At 32.8% G+C, this 18,899-nt stretch carries 19 protein-coding genes and 1 tRNA gene; 15 read left to right on the forward strand and 5 right to left on the reverse strand.

The genetic code is table 11. The features are described 5' to 3' along the window. The gene (locus LS72_RS06155; protein ID WP_034553558.1) at positions 1-504 is read right to left on the reverse strand and encodes a YajQ family cyclic di-GMP-binding protein; all 504 of its coding nucleotides are present in this window, start codon (positions 502-504) and stop codon (positions 1-3) included. Positions 505-608: 104 nt separating this feature from the next. Here LS72_RS06155 and LS72_RS06160 point away from each other — a divergent pair, with 104 nt between their 5' ends. From LS72_RS06160 to LS72_RS06180, 5 genes are read left to right on the forward strand one after another with little or no spacing between them, the layout of a single operon-like run. Next, the gene (locus LS72_RS06160) at positions 609-1,154 is read left to right on the forward strand and encodes a CvpA family protein (protein WP_034553557.1); all 546 of its coding nucleotides are present in this window, start codon (positions 609-611) and stop codon (positions 1,152-1,154) included. After that, complete coding sequence (gene lysS / locus LS72_RS06165; protein ID WP_194145567.1) at positions 1,147-2,673, forward strand: lysine--tRNA ligase; 1,527 nt, start codon at positions 1,147-1,149, stop codon at positions 2,671-2,673. The genes LS72_RS06160 and lysS overlap by 8 nt, the downstream gene beginning before the upstream one ends. Positions 2,674-2,675: 2 nt before the next feature. Continuing rightward, positions 2,676-3,926, forward strand: coding sequence for a serine hydroxymethyltransferase (locus tag LS72_RS06170; protein WP_034553554.1), 1,251 nt, complete (start codon positions 2,676-2,678; stop codon positions 3,924-3,926). Positions 3,927-3,954: 28 nt separating this feature from the next. Continuing rightward, positions 3,955-4,500 (forward strand): DUF1882 domain-containing protein, encoded by a 546-nt coding sequence (locus tag LS72_RS06175; RefSeq protein WP_034553553.1) that lies wholly within the window; start codon positions 3,955-3,957, stop codon positions 4,498-4,500. Between the two features lie 11 nt (positions 4,501-4,511). After that, a complete protein-coding gene (locus tag LS72_RS06180) occupies positions 4,512-5,273 on the forward strand; it encodes an SPOR domain-containing protein (RefSeq protein WP_034553552.1) in 762 nt (253 codons plus the stop codon). 113 nt (positions 5,274-5,386) lie between these two features. On the opposite strand, the gene LS72_RS06185 is transcribed toward LS72_RS06180, so the two are convergent. Together LS72_RS06185 and LS72_RS06190 are read right to left on the reverse strand one after the other, a co-directional pair. Then, positions 5,387-6,211 (reverse strand): HemK/PrmC family methyltransferase, encoded by an 825-nt coding sequence (locus LS72_RS06185; RefSeq protein WP_034553551.1) that lies wholly within the window; start codon positions 6,209-6,211, stop codon positions 5,387-5,389. Next, entirely contained in the window at positions 6,211-7,419 is a 1,209-nt protein-coding gene (locus tag LS72_RS06190) for a M48 family metallopeptidase (protein WP_034553550.1), read from the reverse strand. Before LS72_RS06190 ends, LS72_RS06185 begins: the two co-directional genes overlap by 1 nt. A gap of 123 nt (positions 7,420-7,542) precedes the next feature. Between LS72_RS06190 and LS72_RS06195 the strand changes: the two genes are divergently transcribed. Further along, the gene (locus tag LS72_RS06195; protein WP_034553548.1) at positions 7,543-8,550 is read left to right on the forward strand and encodes a rod shape-determining protein; all 1,008 of its coding nucleotides are present in this window, start codon (positions 7,543-7,545) and stop codon (positions 8,548-8,550) included. Positions 8,551-8,573: 23 nt separating this feature from the next. Beyond that, positions 8,574-9,230 (forward strand): purine nucleoside phosphorylase YfiH/LACC1 family protein, encoded by a 657-nt coding sequence (locus tag LS72_RS06200; RefSeq protein ID WP_238700736.1) that lies wholly within the window; start codon positions 8,574-8,576, stop codon positions 9,228-9,230. Between the two features lie 3 nt (positions 9,231-9,233). On the opposite strand, the gene hisS is transcribed toward LS72_RS06200, so the two are convergent. Further along, positions 9,234-10,547 carry a histidine--tRNA ligase gene (gene hisS, locus LS72_RS06205; RefSeq protein ID WP_138155182.1) on the reverse strand — a complete coding sequence of 438 codons (1,314 nt, stop codon included), beginning with the start codon at positions 10,545-10,547 and terminating at the stop codon, positions 9,234-9,236. 140 nt (positions 10,548-10,687) lie between these two features. Here hisS and rpmE point away from each other — a divergent pair, with 140 nt between their 5' ends. Genes rpmE through LS72_RS06240 form a run of 7 tightly spaced genes read left to right on the forward strand, consistent with a single transcriptional unit; the run spans position 10,688 to position 17,714 of the window. Next, entirely contained in the window at positions 10,688-10,891 is a 204-nt protein-coding gene (gene rpmE, locus LS72_RS06210; RefSeq protein ID WP_034555328.1) for a 50S ribosomal protein L31, read from the forward strand. A gap of 12 nt (positions 10,892-10,903) precedes the next feature. Continuing rightward, a complete protein-coding gene (gene rsmI / locus LS72_RS06215) occupies positions 10,904-11,728 on the forward strand; it encodes a 16S rRNA (cytidine(1402)-2'-O)-methyltransferase (protein WP_034555327.1) in 825 nt (274 codons plus the stop codon). 1 nt (position 11,729) lies between these two features. Next, entirely contained in the window at positions 11,730-12,419 is a 690-nt protein-coding gene (gene rlmB / locus LS72_RS06220) for a 23S rRNA (guanosine(2251)-2'-O)-methyltransferase RlmB (RefSeq protein ID WP_034555329.1), read from the forward strand. Continuing rightward, positions 12,403-13,233, forward strand: coding sequence for a hypothetical protein (locus tag LS72_RS06225; RefSeq protein WP_138155184.1), 831 nt, complete (start codon positions 12,403-12,405; stop codon positions 13,231-13,233). Before rlmB ends, LS72_RS06225 begins: the two co-directional genes overlap by 17 nt. Next, complete coding sequence (locus tag LS72_RS06230) at positions 13,227-14,051, forward strand: hypothetical protein (RefSeq protein WP_034554867.1); 825 nt, start codon at positions 13,227-13,229, stop codon at positions 14,049-14,051. Before LS72_RS06225 ends, LS72_RS06230 begins: the two co-directional genes overlap by 7 nt. A 16-nt stretch (positions 14,052-14,067) precedes the next feature. Further along, positions 14,068-15,279, forward strand: a complete 1,212-nt coding sequence (locus LS72_RS06235) for an LL-diaminopimelate aminotransferase (RefSeq protein WP_034554868.1) — start codon at positions 14,068-14,070, stop codon at positions 15,277-15,279. Positions 15,280-15,305: 26 nt separating this feature from the next. After that, positions 15,306-17,714 carry a heavy metal translocating P-type ATPase gene (locus LS72_RS06240; RefSeq protein WP_238700738.1) on the forward strand — a complete coding sequence of 803 codons (2,409 nt, stop codon included), beginning with the start codon at positions 15,306-15,308 and terminating at the stop codon, positions 17,712-17,714. A 145-nt stretch (positions 17,715-17,859) separates the two neighbouring features. Here the strand turns inward: LS72_RS06240 and LS72_RS06245 are convergent. Then, a tRNA-Arg gene (locus LS72_RS06245) sits at positions 17,860-17,936 on the reverse strand. Positions 17,937-18,006: 70 nt separating this feature from the next. Between LS72_RS06245 and LS72_RS06250 the strand changes: the two genes are divergently transcribed. Continuing rightward, positions 18,007-18,894, forward strand: a complete 888-nt coding sequence (locus tag LS72_RS06250; protein ID WP_238700739.1) for a metal ABC transporter solute-binding protein, Zn/Mn family — start codon at positions 18,007-18,009, stop codon at positions 18,892-18,894. The last annotated feature ends 5 nt before the right edge of the window (positions 18,895-18,899 follow it).

Here is an 18,899-nt window from a genome sequence, read left to right on the forward strand (position 1 = left end):
TTAAGAAAAATTATTAAAACAAAGTGCAATTTCTAATTCTAAAGTTTTAAGGTGCGTGATAACTTTTTGTAATTCATCAATATCTTTAGATTTTATGCGAATTTCACTCCCTTGAATTTGTGTTTGGACTTTGAATTTCTGATTTTTTATCGCATTGGTGAGCGTTTTTATGCTCTTATCATCTAAAATATCATTGATTTGGTAAGTGATTTTTGTATTACCTCCACTTGCATTTTCTTTAGAGGTTTCTTTTAAGACTTTTAAAGAGAGATTGCGTTTAATAAGCTTAGAATCTAAAATATCTTTAATGGTTTTTGCTTTATTTTCACTGATTGCTAAAATGCTCAAGACTTTGGTTTTTTCATTGAGATGTAATTCTTTGGTTTTGTCATCTTTAAAATCAAATCGATTATTAATTTCTTTTTTTGCTTGTTCAAGAGCATTTTTAAGCTCTTGCATTTCTATTTTTGCTGAAATATCAAAACTATGTTCTTTTGCTGCCATAAAAATTCCTTAAAAATATTTCTAAAATTTCTTGCATTATGCCTTTTTTAGGTTTGTTTTGTGTAAAATATACTTTTTATTTGCTAAATAAAAGGTTAAAGCTAATGGCGGATTTTAGTTATTTTGATTTGATAATTGGTGCTTTGGTAATACTTCTTGCTATAAGAGGCATCATTAATGGCTTTATAAGAGAGATTTCTGGTTTATTGGGTATTGTAGTTGGTGTATATGTTGGTTCTTTATATTCTAAAGAAGTGGGTCAATGGATTAGTTCAAATGTTTATACCTTTGAAAATCCTTCCGCCATTTCATTGATTGGTTTTTTAGTCTTATTAGTTCTTATTTGGGTGGGGGTATTAATTTTAAGTAAAATTTTGCAAAAACTTGTTAAAAATACTCATTTTGGCGTTCTTAATCGTATTTTGGGATTTTGTTTTGGGGGATTAAAAATTTTTATTGTTTTAGCTATTATTTTTTACGCTCTCTCTAGTATTACATTAGTGAAAGTCTTTATGGATCAATATACGCATAATAGCTTCCTTTATCCTGCAATGATGAGCACAGGTTCAGTTATTATTAAGCTTCATGATTTGCAAGAAGAAACAGAAAATTTAGATTCATCAACAACTACTAATGGCTTAAATGAGTAAAGGAGCGGTATTGTTTAGGGATGATATTTATAAAGCACAAAGGATGCAAAAAGCCCAACAACTAAGAGAGTTAGGGATTAATCCTTATGGTAATGGCATTGCTAAAGAGATGACTAGCAATACTTTTTTGCAACAATTTCAATATGTTCAAACTATGGCTGAGGGAGAGAAAAAAGATACTACTCAAAGTGTGCAAGTAGCTGGGAGGATTAAATTTATCCGCTTAATGGGTAAAGCAGCTTTTATTAAGATAGAAGATATGCAAGGAATCTTACAGGCGTATTTATCTAAAAATGAGCTTGATGCAATGTTTGAGACTTTTAAAAAGAATATTGAAGTTGGTGATATTGTAGCTTTAAGAGGGTTTCCCTTTGTAACTAAAACGGGTGAATTAAGTTTGCATACTCTAGAGCTTTATTTTCTTGCCAAAGCCATTAATCCTTTGCCTGAAAAATATCACGGGCTTGTAGATATTGAATTGCGGTATCGTCAAAGATATTTAGATTTAATTATGAATAAAGAGGTTAGGGATAGCTTTGTAATGCGTTCCCAAATAGTATCTTGTGTGCGGCATTTTTTTGAGGAAAAAGGTTTTTTAGAGGTAGAAACACCTATGATGCACCCAATACCCGGTGGAGCTAATGCAAAACCTTTTGTTACTTATCATAATGCTCTTAATATAGAACGTTATTTGCGAATCGCTCCAGAATTATATTTGAAACGATTAGTTGTTGGGGGATTTGAAGCAGTTTTTGAAATTAATCGTAATTTTAGGAATGAGGGAATGGATCATTCCCATAATCCCGAATTTACTATGATTGAATTTTATTGGGCGTATAAGGATTATAAGGATTTGATGGTATTAATCCAAGAATTGTTTAATATTTTGCTTGAAGTTTTAAAGCTACCAAAAGTTTTAAACTTCAATCATCATAATATTAATTTTGAAAACTTCCAAACTATTAGTTATACTAATGCCCTTATTGAAATTGGTGGAATTCCTAGTGATATAGTTTTAGATGAAGAGAGGTTATATGTCTATTTATTAAAAAATAATATTCCTTTAGAAACTAAAATGGAGTTAGGCAAATTACAAAGTGAGGCTTTTGATGCTTTTGTTGAGCATCAGTTGATTAATCCTACTTTTATTACAGAGTTTCCTATTGCTATTAGCCCTTTAGCGAGGGCTAATGATGAAAATCCTAATATTGCTGATAGATTTGAATTATTTATTGGAGGGAGTGAAATTGCTAATGGATTTAGTGAGCTAAACGATCCCCTGGAACAGTATAAACGTTTTGAGGCACAGGTTAAGGCTAAAGAAGCAGGTGATGAGGAGGCACAATATATGGATGAAGATTATATTAATGCCCTCTGTTATGGTATGCCACCAACTGCTGGAGCAGGGATAGGTATTGATAGGCTTGTGATGTTATTAACTAATCAGCCAAATATTAAAGATGTGATTTTATTCCCAGCTCTCAAACCTCAAAAAAAAGAAATTCGAACAAAGGAGTAATAATGAGCTATTTTTTAGAAGAGAATGATTTTGAAGTTTTTAATTATATACAACAAGAATTAGATCGACAAAATACCCACTTAGAGATGATTGCAAGTGAAAACTTTACTTTTCCTAGTGTTATGGAGGCTATGGGTAGCATACTTACTAATAAATACGCAGAGGGTTATCCCTATAAACGTTATTATGGAGGTTGTGAGTTTGTTGATAAGATAGAGGAATTAGCGATTAATCGGGCTAAAAAGCTTTTTGGTTGTGAGTTTGCTAATGTCCAACCGCATTCTGGTTCCCAAGCTAATGGTGCTGTGTATTCTGCACTCTTAAAACCTTATGATAAGATTTTAGGTATGGATTTAAGCCACGGTGGGCATTTAACCCATGGTGCAAAAGTAAGTATTACTGGGCAGATGTATCAAAGTTTCTCTTATGGTGTAGAGCTTGATGGTTGGATTAATTATGATAAAGTAGAAGAAATTGCAAAAGTCGTGAAGCCAAATATTCTTGTTTGCGGCTTTAGTGCTTATTCAAGGGTTTTAGATTTTAAACGATTAAGTGAAATTGCAAAAAATGTTGGTGCGATTTTAATGGCTGATATTGCTCATGTTGCTGGATTGGTTGTAGCAGGAGAATATCCTAATCCATTCCCCTATGCAGATATTGTTACTACCACAACACATAAGACTTTAAGAGGACCTAGAGGTGGATTAATACTTACCAATAATGAGGAATATGCTAAAAAAATTGATAAAGCGGTGTTTCCAGGAATGCAAGGTGGTCCTTTAATGCATGTTATTGCAGGGAAAGCGGTTGGTTTTATGGAAAATTTAAAACCTACTTGGAAGGAGTATGCTAAAGCAGTCAAACTTAATGCAAAAACTTTAGCAGAAGTTTTAATGCAAAGAGGTTATAAGGTCGTTAGCGATGGCACTGATAATCATTTAGTTTTATTATCTTTATTGGATAAAGAGTTTAGCGGCAAAGATGCGGATTTAGCTTTGGGAAATGCTGGAATTACGGTTAATAAAAATGCTGTTCCTGGAGAGATACGAAGTCCTTTTGTTACAAGTGGTGTTAGGATTGGAAGTCCTGCTTTAAGTGCCAGGGGCTTTAAGGAAAAGGAATTTGTAATTGTAGCAAATAAAATTGCTGATGTCTTAGATGATATTAAAAATACGCAAAAACAAGTATTAATAAAAAGTGAATTAAAGGAACTTGCGATAAAATTTCCAATTTACACTAAGGCAATTTTCTAAATTAAGCGTGTAAAAAGGAGCGAAGTAAATGATAACTGATTTGGATTTGAAGTTAATTAAGATGATAACCTCGCATTATTGGATACATAAAAAAGGTGTTGGAGAGAAAATACATCATAATGGACGAATTTTTTATGATAAATTTGAGAAAGTAGAGGAGCCCCTAACAAGAAATTTGCTTCAAAGTCATTTTAGAAAAGAGATTACTATAGCCCATTCATTGGTAAGTGCAAGTGATAAGGTAGAAAATATTGTATTTGATTATAATGGATCTAATCCAGAGAGATTTTGGCATAAAGCACAATTAATGCTAAGAGAAGAGGGGTTTATCAATTTTACTGCTTATGAAACAAAAACTTCAGGGCATTTGCATTTATATGTGCATAAAGGACATACAACCTTTCAAGAAGCTTGTCAATTAGCTAAAATCTTAAGTGCAAAGTTGGCACAAAAAATGCCAATAGAATGGAAAATGTTTCCCTCTATTGATATTCCCAAAAATTTCAATATTTTGGTGATTCCTTATAACGTTTATAATAAAGAGCGTGGAGCCTCTTGGTCTAGACATATGTAAAAGGATTAAAAATGACAGAATTAAAACAAGAAAAACAAGAAAAAAAAGAATTAGAGCTTGATGATTTATTGCTTACGGATTTAGAGGATGAGGAGAATAAAGAAAGTCAAAGCAAGAAGGCTATTTTATTAGTAGCCATTGGTATTATTATTTTTGCTATTGTGGTTTTTATCGTTTATATATTGCAAAGTGATACGAAAAATAAGCCACAAAACATTGAAACCCAAAAACCTTTAGAGAATATTGAAAGATCAGCAGTGCAACAAACTACAAGAATATCTCAAGATTTTGGTCAAGTCCCAATTCAACAACAAACTACTAATTCTGATGAGCAATTTCAAAGAATTATTGATCAAATTAAAGCTCAACAAAAAGAACAACAGGTTTTACCTCCACTTCCACAAAATCCACCACAAGATCTAACACCTCCTAAAATAGAAAAGCCACAAGATCCAACGCCTCCTAGAAGTCCTACTAAACCAGAGGAGACATCTGCAAATACCTCTAAAAATATTCAAACCAATGATACACAATTGCAAGGTGGTGAAGCAATACAAGGCTTTTATATTCAAGTTGGTGCCTTTAAAGGTTCTCCTAATCAACAAGTTTTAAGTGTGATTAAAGAGGCAAATTTAAATTATCGTATGCAAAAAGCGGGTAATACTAATCGCTTACTTATTGGTCCATTTAATAATAGACAAGAAGCTCAAAATCATTTAGGCGAAGTTAGGGAGAGGATTAATAAAGAGGCTTTCATTAAACAAATTCAATAATGCTTTATGAAATAGCATTAACCCTCACCTAAGTGATTTGATGCTTGGGCATCAAGCAATTTGTTAAAATAAGTAGAATCAAGGTTTTATAAATATAGATCCTATTTTAATTGCTAAAACTCTATAATAAATCCTCTATCTAATCCGCTTAAGTCTTGATAAAATTCTAGTGTTTTTACAGAAAGATTCTTTGTGAAAGCTAGAATGCTATTTCTTTGATTATGCCCCATTTCACAAATAACATAAGGGATATTTCTAACTTTTGCTATAGCAATAATTTTATGGAGTATCTCATCTCCTCTATCTCCTCCAAAAAGTGCTTGTTGGGGTTCAAAAGATAAAGGTTTGGATAGGATTGTTTTGTTTTGAATATAAGGAGGATTAGAGAGCAGTAAATCAAAGTGCTTATAGCTATTAAAGTCTAAAAATGCACTATTGTATAAGGTAATATTAGAGCAATTAAATTTTTTGGTATTGACATAAGCATTAAAAAGGGCTTCTGGGGAAATATCACTAGCGTGAAATTCTAAAGGCTTACTTTTATGCAAAAGTGCTAAGGTAATGCTAATAATTCCACTTCCAACCCCAATTTCGGCGATGTTTTGACAATTTTTGCTTTGAATGATATGTGAAGCCATATCGACAAGAATCTCTGTCTCGGGTCTTGGGATTAAAGCACCCTTAGAAATATAAAACTCTTGATGATAAAAGCTTACTTTTTCAAGAATGTATTCAATGGGTTCAAAACTTTCCCTCCGCAAAATTAATCGTTTGAAATATTCTTGGTGAAAAGGATTAATTGTTTCAAAACTATGCGAATGCAGATAGATTCTAGGTTTATTTAAGACAAAGGCTAGAAGAATCTCTGATTCTAGGATTGGACGCTCTAATAAATGGAGTTTGTTCCTCCCAAAATTAATGGCTTCTTGTATAGTCATTAAGAAGTAATGGCTAAATGCTCACAATGGAGTGCTTTAAGTCTTTGCATTAAGGGAGGATGCGTGTAGTAGAATTTGATATATAAAGGGTGAGAGAGGGGAAAGGCGTTATTTTCTTTAACAAGCACCAAAAGGGCTTGCGCTAAATCTTCATTACTTGTTAAGCTTGCACCAAATTTGTCGGCATTAAATTCATTTTTGCAACTAAAATAACTGATAATGGGGGTAAAATAAAACCCAATAGGAGAGCTTAGGAGAATCAAAAATGCGATTAATGAATGGGGGCTTGGTAGGATATTTGCTTCCAAGAAAAGGGTTTGGGGTAAATTCGCAATAATAAAGAGCAAAAGTGCAAAAAAGCTGAGTATTAAAATCATCATTTTATAAATATCAAAATGTTTAAAATGCCCTAATTCGTGTCCTAAAACAGCAAGGAGGGAATTTTGAGGAATTTTTTCTAAAAGCGTATCAAATAAAATCACTCTTTTTGTATTCCCTAAACCCCCAAAATAAGCATTTAGCCGACCATCTCTTTTAGAAGCGTCCATAACAAAAACGCCATTAGATTGAAAGCCTACTTGATGAAGAAGGTTTTGGATGGCAAGTTGTAAATTTGGATTATCTAAAGGTGTGAATTTGTTAAAAAGGGGTGCGATGAATGTAGGGTAGAAAAGATTAGCCCCTATGATAAAAATAGCAACAACAATAAAGATATAAATTTCCCATAATGGGATATTTAAAATAATCCAGCTAGAAATACTTAAGAAGATTCCGCCTATTAAGATTAAGAGCAAGAGAGATTTTAGGGTATCACTTATAAAGAGTTTTATCTCCCCTTTGCAAAAACCAAATGCTTTATCGACTATGAGTTTTTGGTAGGCTTCAAAGGGTAGGGATAAGAGACTTTGTAGGATAAGGAATATCAAAAGGAATATAACACTTTGCATAAGAGCGTTAAAAGGAAGTAAGGATTCTAGAAAGGCTAACCCAAAAAATATCCAACACCCAAAGATTATTAAATCAAAGATACTAGAAATAAGCGAAATTTTTTCTTTTGTGATGGAATATTGTGCAGCTTTTTTAAAAGATTGTGAATCTAAAATGTAGGGTTGTTGGTGCTGTTTAGATTGCAAAAAGTTTAATTGTAAGATAGAAAGCGTTATTTTGGGTAAGGTAAAAAAGAGTGCATAAATACTAAATAAAATCATTTTTAAAATCCTTATAAAAGGTGTTATTATAGCAAAGTTCTAAATTATGCAACCATAAATTTTCTATATTATTTTATCTTTGTTTTGGTATTATGTGAAAAATTTTTAAGTTTGTGAGACTTTATGGCTTTTTTTGGCAGGAATGATATTGCGGTGGATTTAGGGACGGTTAATACAGTGGTTAGAAACTCCTTAGATAAAGTGATTTTTTGTGAGGCAACCTGTATTGCTTTAGAGGATAAATACGAATCCCCACGCGTTATTTGTATGGGTAATCAAGCTAAAAAAATGTTAGGTCGTAATCCTAGTAATATTAAGGTTATAAATCCTTTACTTCACGGTGCAGTGAGTGATTTTAAAACCACAACTATTTTTATGAATACAATAATTGAATCGGCAAAAAAAGGTTCTTTAGCCCCAAGAGTTGGGATTAGTATTCCCCAAAATCTTACTCAAGTAGAAAGACATTCATTACACGAAGCAACGATGTTAGCTGGAGCTAAAGAGGTGCTTTTAATTGAAGATCCTTTTAGTGCAAGCGTGGGTGCTGGGCTTGATATTAGCATTCCACGCGTTAGGTTGGTTATAGATGTTGGAGGGGGATTGGTAGAGACTAGTATTATATCCTTAGGTGGGCTTATTACAAGTTCTTTTACAAAGGAGGCTGGAGATTTTATTGATTATGCTTTGGTAGAATATTGTAGGTATAATAAAAACATTGGCATTAGTAAGGAAATGGCTGAGAACATTAAGCGGCAGATTAATGTTTTTGGAGATAATCCTGTTATTAATGTTGCTGTTAAAGATTTAATGAATGGAATGCCTTTTTCTTATGAATTAAACCTTAATGAGCTAAAAGATATTGTATTAAATGGAATCTATAAAATAAAAGAAGTGGTTTTAGAATCTATTAACAAAGCACCTCCCCAAATTGCTCCAGATTTAATAGAAGATGGAGCGATTCTTACTGGTGGAATGGCACTTATTGATGGATTGAAAGAGTTTTTAGAAGAAGAGCTAAAAATAAAAATTAATCTATCTCCAGACCCATTATTGGATATTTCTAAAGGTGTTTGTATGATTATGCAAAATTATGAAAAATATTCTATTAAATGGGGAACTAGGGAGTAATGAGTAGCTAAGGGGAGTTGATTGTGAAGTTTTGGTTTAGCCCCTCACATATTAATATTGCTTTTCATGCAGGGAATAATACTCAAGAGAAAATTTTAGAAAATCGCAAAAATTCTTTAGAGATGGGTTATACCCTTAAAAATTTAGCTTATTTAAACCAAATTCACGGCTCTAGTATTATAAGGGCTAATAAAGGAGGATTATTAGGGGATGGGGATGGGATTTTAATAGACAAAAAGGGTATTGTAGGAATGATTATGGTTGCAGATTGTAATCCTATTTTACTCTTTAATCGTAAAAGGCAAGTTTTAATAATGCTTCACGCTGGTAGAGTAGGTATAGAAAGGGGTATTGTGTTAGAGGGATTAAGAGTTTTTAAAGAGCAATACCAAAGTTGTATAGAAAATATTTTTGTATATGTTGGACCCTCTATTCGAGTATGTTGCTATGAAGTAGGGGAGGAAGTTTTTAGAGATGAGAGTCTATTGAAAGGAAAAGTGATTAAAGGCAATAAAATCTATTTAGATTTATTAGCAGTATTAAAAGAGCAATTCCAACAAGAAGGTGTGCAAGATAAAAATATTACTATTAGTCCTCATTGCACTTGTTGTTCTTTAGAGTTTTTTTCTTACCGCAGGGATAAGCATTGTGGCAGGTTTGGGTTGTTTGCTACTTTATAAAGTTTAAGGCAGTTGATAGAGTTTTTCATAAACACTTTGAAGGGATACGTATTTTTCTTGGAGCCCACTTTGCATATTTTTTAAAGAATAACTTTGTTCTTTTTGCTCCTCTTCCCCTAAAACCATTACCCATTGATAATTTTTATTATTAGCATACGCAAAAGCCTTTTTGGCTTTGGTGATTTCTGGATAAACTTCTACTTTTAACCCTAGCTCTCTTAATCCTTTTGCACTTTCATAGGCATAATTTAGAGTATATAAAGGAATAATGAGTAAATTAGCAGGAGTATCTTTAGAATCTATAAGCTTTAGTTCTTCTAATCCGCTTAATAATCTATCAAGCCCTATGCTTGCCCCTACTCCGCTTAATTCTTCTTGGGTAAAATTTTGTGTGAGTTTGTCATATCTCCCTCCAGAGCAAACTGAACCCAAGGAGGGTAAATCTTTAAGAATGGTTTCATAAATAATGCCCGTATAATACCCAAGTCCTCGTGCGATGGATAAATTAATCGCATAAAAATTTTCGGGTATAACTAAAGAGAGCAGAGAGCACAGGGATTCTAGCTCTTCAATCCCTTCTTTTAATTGAGAGTTTAGAGATTTATAAGATTGTATGTCTTGTAATAAGCTAGTAGCATTAGAAGTTTGTTTTTTGGAAATAAAATCAAGGAGAATATGGATTTGCTCTTGACTTAAAGGGGTGCTTTGCTTTAATTCACGCTCGACAGCTTCTTTGCCTATTTTATCTATTTTATCAATAATGCGTAAAATATCATTGACATATTCTTTAGCCTCTAAGTATTCACATAATCCATTAAAGATCTTGCGGTGATTGATATAAATCGTGAAGTTTTGTATTTTTAGCTCTTTTAGTGTTTGGTAGATAACTTCTAATATCTCTAAATCACTACCAATACTTGTAGTGCCAATAAAATCAAAATCACATTGTGTAAATTCTCTATAACGTCCTTTTTGTGCTCTCTCTCCACGAAACACATTGCCTATGCAATAACGTTTGAAGGGTAAGCCTAATATATTTTTGTATTGTGCAATAAAACGTGCTAGAGGGAGTGTTAAATCAAACCTTAAAGCAACTTCACGATTCCCGTGGTCTTTGAAGCGATACATTTCCTTTTGTATTTCATCACTCCCCTGTTTTGTTAGGATTTCTGCATATTCTAAATGGGGCGTTTCAATCGGGGAGAAACCAAATTTTTGAAAACTATGAATAATGCTTTTTAGCATTTGTGATTTTGCGTAGGCTTCTTTGGGGAGTCTATCTTTAAACCCACTAAGTGTGCGAGGTGTAATAGGCATTTTTAACTCCAATCTTTAAGTTTAAATAAGGATTGTAGCAAGAATAAGGCTATAAAAGAATAAAATTTAAAAGTTCTGTAATGATTTTTGAAGTAGAATAGGGGCTTTTATTTTAAAAATTTTTCAAGAAGGTTAGTTGTATGAAAAAAGGAATCCATCCCGAATATATCCCTTGCAAAGTTACTTGTGTTACAAGTGGAAAAGAAATTGAAGTGATGAGCACTAAGAGTGAATTAAGAATTGATATTTCCTCTTTTTGTCATCCTTTTTATACAGGATCTGATAAAGTTGTAGATACTGCTGGAAGAGTAGAGAAGTTTAAACAAAGATATAATCTTAAATAAGCCTTATTGGCTATGGTAACTTTTATCCCAACTCCTATAGGGAATTTAGAGGATATTACTTTACGCACTTTGAGGGTTTTGCAATCTTGTAAGGTTTTATTGTGTGAGGATACAAGGGTTACTAAAAAACTTATTGCCCTTTTAAAAGAACAGAATCTTTTAAAAGATGCTTTAACCTATCAATATTTTTCTTTTCATAGCCATAATCAATTAGTGTTTTTACAGAATACTCCTTTAGAGTTTTTTGACCAAAATATCGCTTTTTTATGTGATGCTGGAATGCCTTGTATTAGTGACCCGGGTGTAGAGCTTGTGAAGTTTTTACAACAAAACTCTATTCCTTATGATGTCTTAGGTGGTGTGAGTGCTTTAACTTTAGGAGTTGCCTTTAGTGGGTTAGTGCAAAAAGAGTTTAGTTTTTTGGGATTCCCTCCGCATAAAAAAAAAGAAAAAATGGAATTTTTCTCTAAGGTTTTAAAAAGCCTTTATCCTCTTGTGTTTTATGAATCTCCGCATAGACTTTTAGAAACTTTGGAGATTTTATATACAATTAATCCATATTTAGAAGTGTTTTTAGGCAAGGAATTGAGTAAGAAATATCAGGATATTTTTTGTGGTGGGATACAAGAGATCTATAAAAGTTTTCAAACAAAAACTATTAAGGGGGAGTGGGTAATGGTTATTAAGCCTAATATGAGTGAAGATACTAAGCATTTAACACAAGAAGAGGTTTATTCCTTAGATATTCCCCCTAAAATTAAGGCTAAGATTCTAGCAAAAATGACAAATAAGAGCATCAAAGAAATTTATGGGAATTTATGGAGAGAGACATTATAGCATGGTAGTTTATGGGAAACAAGTTGCAAGATTGATAGTGTTAAAATCTCCCCATAGTATCCAAAATATTTATTTGGCTAAAGAGATAGATAAAAGTTTCTTTGCTTTATTAAAAAGTGTGAATAAACCTATTATTAGGTTAGATGCTAAAAAGGCACAAGCTTTAGCTAAAGGGGGGAATCATCAAGGGTGTTTATTGGAGATTAACCCTTTAGAACCTGTGGATTTTACACTTATTAAGACAATGAATTTTATTGTTGTCTTATGTGGGGTTAGTGATGTAGGGAATATTGGGTCTATTATTAGAGTCTCCTATGCTTTAGGTGTAGATTGTATCGTGATTTGTAGTATTAAAAGTCTCAAACAAGAAGGAGTATTAAGGGCAAGTTCGGGAGCGTTTTTGCAAATGCCTTTTTGTGTCGTGCATAATCCCTTAGATGTTGCTAATGAGCTAAAACAAGCAGGTTTTACGCTCTATGGAGCAGATATGCAAGGCAGTAATGAAGTTGTGAATGTAGCTCATAAAAAGGCTTTATTTTTGGGGAGTGAAAATCAAGGGCTTTCTAAGAGGATTATTGCTAAAATGGATTTTATTTTAACGATTTCTATGGAAAGAGAATTTGATTCATTAAATGTAGGCACAGCAGGTGCGATTTTAATAGATAGGATGATAAATGGAAGAATTGGATAAGCTCAAACAAATTGGTGCTAGGGAGATTGCTAAAAATACACATATGGCATTAGGCAAGATTGAGGATATTCTAAATTTAAATTTTGAAAATTTAAAAGATAGGGCGACTACCATAGGTCTTATTAAGATTTTAGAGAGAGAATATAATGTGCAATTACAAAAATGGGTTGAGGATTATAAAGGATTTTGGGAAAATGAAATTCATCAAGAGGAGGAATTAACTAAGGCTATTAATATTAAAATCGCACATGAGGCTGTTGCACCAAATAATCCGATAAAGTCTTGGTTTATTATTGCCTTGATTTTGTTAATAATAGGCATTGGAATTTATATTTATTCTAATTTTATTTTCTCTCAAGAAGTAAATATTGAAAATGCTTTATTGGATAATAATGGAGAGAATATAGCACTAGTAGATTCTAGCATTCTTGATGAAAGTAATACGCAATCAGAAATAGCACAATCTCCCTTAGAAGCAAATGATGAGGATTTACCCACCTCTGTTTTTTTAGATGAAGAAACTCCATCTTTTAAAAAAGTAGAAATTAAACCACTCTCTAGTGTATGGGTGGGAATTATTTATTTAGATACTAAACAAAAAACCTCCCTAATAACTGATAAGTCTTTAGAGATCGATATAACAAGACCACAAACTATTATTACTGGGCATGGAATGCTAGAGATTGATAACAATCAAGAAATTTTACAATATCATTTAGCCGACAAGATGCGATTTTATGTTGATGATGAGGGGAATTTTAGTGAAATTAATAACGCACAATATAAACAATACAATGGAGGCATAGGGTGGTAATAAAAGTTATTTTAACCTTATTACTAGGCGTTGGGATTCTTTTTGCCAATCCTAAAAGCGTTGATTATCAAATTATTTCTTTGCTTGGAGTGCAAGATTATAAGATTAATCAGAAATTAATCCAAAGACTTTTTAAAAATCCTTTAGAATTTATGGATGAGGTAGGGAATCCTAATATTTATAAGATTTCTCAAGTTTTAAAACAAAATGGATTATTAAAATTAGCCTTTGCTTCTCCTATGGAGCTTGAAGTATCTTTTGAAATTGCAGGGAATCCTATGGCTTTTACGAGTGCTTTGTATGATATTTTAGGCACAATGGGGTATTATTATTTTTTTGTTAAGCAGAGTGTGCTTGATAATTACTCTTATAAGTTTGTTCTTTCTATGAATACAGAATATGCCATTGATCCTATTTTATTGCAAGAACGTTTGAAAGAGTATGGTTACATGGCTTTAAAGATTGAAAAGCAAAGTCTTAATCAATGGGTTTATGAAATCAAAGAGAGTAATTTTCAATACCCAAAGGCGATTTTGCTAAACCCTAATGAAGAAAAAGAGCAAGCTAATTTATCTGGAGAGTATTGGTATCAAGTATCCCAAGGTAATACTTTAGGAATAGTTTCTAGCAATGCTATTTTGTGGTATCCTAAAATTGTTTTTTTTGATTCTAATCTAAGGGTTTTAGAAATATTTTTTCAAGAAAAAGCTGTGCAAGCAATAAAAGTTAAAATCCCTAAAAATGCAGTTTTTATCAAGATAAGTGATATTTACCTGCCCCTTACAATAAAGAGCGGTTTGATGGTAGAATTAAATTAAGATAAGGAGAGGCGAAATGTTTGATGAAATAGAATTTGAACGCATTAAGAGGCTTCCTAAATATGTTTTTGCAGTAATTAATGAAATTAAGTTAAAAATGCGACAAGCTGGTGAAGATGTTATTGATTTTAGTATGGGGAATCCAGATGGTGCTACTCCAGATTTTATTGTTGATAAGCTTTGTGAAGCTGCAAGAAAACCAAAAAATCATGGCTATTCTGCTAGTAAGGGAATTTATAAACTACGAGTAGCCATTGCAGATACTTATAACCGCAAATATGGCATAGAGCTTGATCCTGAAAGTCAAGTTTGTGTTTCAATGGGTTCTAAGGAGGGTTATGCACATTTGGTGCAAGCTATTACCAACCCCGGAGATACCGCAATTGTTGCAGAGCCTACCTATCCTATTCATTATTATGCTTTTATTTTAGCAGGGGCAAATGTTAGCACTTTTGGTTTAAAATGGAATGAGGATTATGAACTCTTAGAGGAGGAGTATTTTAAATCTTTAGAGGAAGCCTTGCATAATACTATGCCAAAGCCAAAGTTCGTTGTAACCAATTTTCCCCATAATCCTACTACTATAGTTGTTTATAAAAGTTTTTATGAAAGGCTCGTGGCTTTAGCCAAAAAAGAGCGTTTTTACATCATTAATGATATTGCCTATGCGGATTTAAGCTTTAATGGCTATGTAGCTCCATCTATTTTTGAAGTAGAGGGTGCTTTAGATGTTGCCGTTGAAGGATATACGCTTTCTAAAAGTTATAATATGGCGGGTTGGAGAGTGGGTTGTATGGTAGGAAATACTAAGTTAATTGGGGCTTTGCAAAAAATTAAGAGCTGGTTAGATTATGGGATTTATACGCCTATGCAAGTTGCTGCTACGGTTGCTTTAAATGGTAATCAAGAGTGTGTGCAAGAAATTGCTAGGAAGTATCAAAATCGTATGGAAGTCTTAATAGAGAGCTTTGGGGCAGCTGGTTGGAAAATGAAAATGCCAAGAGCAAGTATGTTTATTTGGGCAGAGATTCCAGAATGTGTGAGGCATTTGGGGAGTATGGAGTTTTCTACAAGGCTTTTACAAGAGGCAAAAATTGCGGTTAGTCCCGGGATTGGATTTGGCAACCACGGGGATAATTATGTGCGTATTGCGCTTATTGAAAATGAAAATAGGATTCGTCAAGCTGCAAGGAATTTGAAAAAATTTTTAAGGCAGTTTCAAGATTAGGTTATTATAGATACTATCATTAGTGTATGATGCAAAATAAAAGAAAATGCAATCATTGCCAATTAGAATTTGAAGAAAAAGCCCTTTTTTCATCCTTTATTAAGGGTGAGCAGAAATACTTTTGTTGTAAGGGCTGTGAGGGAGTATATAGGCTTTTATATTTGCAAGGATTAGAGGATTTTTACAATAAGCTTGGAAATAATACTTTAGATTCCTTTGTGGATAGTAAAGATAGCCTAGAGACCTTTGATACACAATCTTTCTTGGATAAATATGTGATTAAAAAGGATTCTTTGTATGAAATTTCTTTGATTTTAGAGAAAATTCATTGCATTGCCTGTGTTTGGCTAAATGAAAAGATACTCTCTAAGCAAAAAGGCATTATTAAAGTTTGCATTAATTACACTACCAATAAAGCTACTTTGTTATTTGATTTAGAATCTATAAAGGTTTCAGAAATTATTGCCATTATTAGATCTATTGGTTATGACGCACATATTTATGATGTTAGATTACAAGAGCAATACGCACAAAAGCAAAAAAGGGATTATTATATACGATTAAGTGTTGGCATTTTTTGTATGATGAATATTATGTGGATTGCTGTTGCTCAATATGCGGGATATTTTAGTGGTATTTCTTTGCCAATGCGTAATATCTTAAACATTGCAGGTTTTGCACTCTCCACCCCGGTGCTTTTTTTTAGTGGTTGGGTGTTTTGGAAGGGGGCTTATTTTTCCTTAAAGCACAAAACCCCTAATATGGATTTATTGGTTATAAGTGGTGCAACTTTAGCTTATCTTTATTCTATTTATGCGAGTTTTAAGGGTGGGGAGACCTATTTTGAATCCGTTGTTATGATTATTACTTTTGTCTTAATAGGGAAGTTCTTAGAAGTTAGGGGCAAGAAAAGTGCTGTTGATAGCTTAGATAAGATTAATGCACAAATTCCTCTTAGTGTGAATGTTTTACGAGGAAATAAAAGGGAGGAAGTTTCTGTTTATGATGTAAAAATTGGAGAGATTATAGAGGCAAAGCCCGGGGAATGTATCGCAATAGATGGAACCTTACTTTCTGCAAATGCTTTATGTGATGAGAGTGCATTAAATGGGGAATCTTTACCCATGCAAAAGCAGTATCAAGACAAGATATTATCAGGCTCTTTAGTCTTAAATACTCCTTTATGCTATCAAGTTTCTAAGGAATTTAAAGATTCTTTAATGACTTCTATTGTGAATATGGTTGAAGAATCTTTAAATATTCGCCCTAAAATTCAAGAGCAAGCTAATAAAATCGCTCGTTTTTTTTCTTTGGTGATGTTTTTTTTAGGATTTATGACTTTTTTAAGTTGGTTTTATTATTTAGAAGTGAGTTTTGATAAATCCTTAATGATAGCTATTTCTGTGATTATTATTGCTTGCCCTTGTGCTTTAGCATTAGCTACCCCTATTGCTTGTTTAGTTGGTTTAGGGAGGGCTATTGAGCAAAAAATTCTTTTTAAAGAAGCACGATTTTTAGAAACCATTGCTAAGGCAGATACATTGGTTTTGGATAAAACAGGAACACTAACGCAAGGGAAATTAAAAGTCGTCGAAATTAAAAGCAATGCTACACAAGAGGAATTAAATGTTTTAGCACAGATTCTAAGGCAAAGCTCGCATCCTATTTCTCAAGCGGTCTTAAAGGTGTTGCCACATAATGATGTTGTTTGTGCGTTTGATACTTTGGAACAGATTAATGCTAAAGGAATGATTGCTAGAATAGGAGAAGATATTTATTTGGGTGGGAATTTTGAGCTTTTAGAGGAGAGGGGTGTTAGAATACCTGAAGAAATTTATCAAAGTCAAGGGGATAAAAGTAGTTTTTGCTTTGCTAAAAATCAAAGGTTTTTAGGTTTTTATGCCTTAGAGGATAGTATTAAAGAGGACGCTTTTTCTGCCCTAGAAAGGCTTAAGAAAATGGGTATTGCTCTAGTGCTTTTAAGTGGAGATAATGAGGGAGTTTGTAAAAAGGTTGCAGAAGCTTTAGGGATTAAGGAGTATTATGCCAAACAAAGCCCTATTGATAAAGCAGATTTTATTGATAGACTCCATAAGGAGGGAAGAGTTGTTGTAATGGCAGGTGATGGGATTAATGATTCTATTGCTTTAGGGAAAAGTGATATTGGCATTGCTATGGGGGGAGGGATTGATTTAGCTATTAATGTAAGCGATATTGTTATTTTAGATGATAGGATAGAGGGGGTAAAAGAAGCTTTTTATTTAGGGCGTAAAACCTATGTTTTTATTAAGCAAAATTTAGGAATTTCATTAATCTATAATGCTCTAACTATTCCTTTAGCGATGTTTGGGCTCGTAATACCTCTCATTGCTGCTTTATCTATGTCTCTTAGCTCATTGGTGGTAGCGTTAAATAGTATGCGACTTAAGCAATAAGTGTTGAATAATAAATAAAGTTGCACTTGCAAGGGAAATAAATTGAATAGGCAATACTTAAAAAGTAATATAGATTATTCTTAAGGGATAAAATCGTTACAAATGGTAATAAAGTTTTTATAATTGGGAATTAGTAACAAAGTTATGGTACGCTCAGAGGGAGTCGAACCCCCAACCCTCAGATCCGAAGTCTGATGCTCTATCCAGTTGAGCTATGAACGCAAAAATTATGTTATAATAGCTTGGATTATTTTAATAATCCATAAAATTTTAATAAAAAGGAGTAAGGAAGGTGAAGTTTTTAATATCTTTATTAATGTTTGCAGGTGTAATGATGGCTAAACCTATTATTGCTGTAAGTATTCCTATGCAAAAGGAATTTGTAGAAAAAATCGCTAAAGGAGAATATGAGGTTATAGCCTTAGTTAAGCCCGGAGTTAATCCACATGATTTTGAACCAAAATTTTCAGATGTTAAAAGTGTTAATCAAGCTAAAGCTTATTTTTCTATTGGGATAGAGTTTGAGGAGCAATGGCTTAAACGTTTTGCTAACCAAAATAAAGCTATGAAAATTTATCCTAGTAATGTAGGGGTAGAGGTTATAAACTTTGGAAATATGGAGGAACATGATGAACACGGACATGATGGGCACGATGATCATAATGAGGAGGAGGATTCTCACCATTCCCACGAAAATGGTGATACCCATATTTGGTTGTCCTTATCTAATGCAAAAATTATTGCGGGAAATATTTATGAGGGTTTAAAAACAATAAATCCTAAAGGAAATTATGAGTCTAATTACCAAGCACTTATTAGAGATATTGAGAATCTTGATAGACAATTAAAGGAAGCTTTAAGAGGTTTGCCTAAAAATCAAAAATTTGTTGTTTTTCATCCGATGTTAGGTTATTTTGCTAGAGATTATGGATTAGAAGAGGTTTCTATTGAAGTTGAGGGAAAAACACCTACAATTAAAGATATGATGGAGGTGGTCGAGGTAATTAAGAAGGAGAATCTAAAAATTATTTTCGCACAACCTGAATTTTCTACAAAAACTGCAGAATTTATCGCAAAAGAAAGTGGGGCAAAACTAGGTTATTTTTCACCCTTAGAAATACCTTGGGGTAAGAATCTTTTAGATTTTGCTAAAAAATTAAAAGAACTTTATGAGAAGTAGTTTAA

The organism is Helicobacter apodemus, from assembly GCF_000765745.2.
In the GTDB taxonomy this organism is placed as follows: Bacteria; Campylobacterota; Campylobacteria; order Campylobacterales; family Helicobacteraceae; genus Helicobacter_D; species Helicobacter_D apodemus.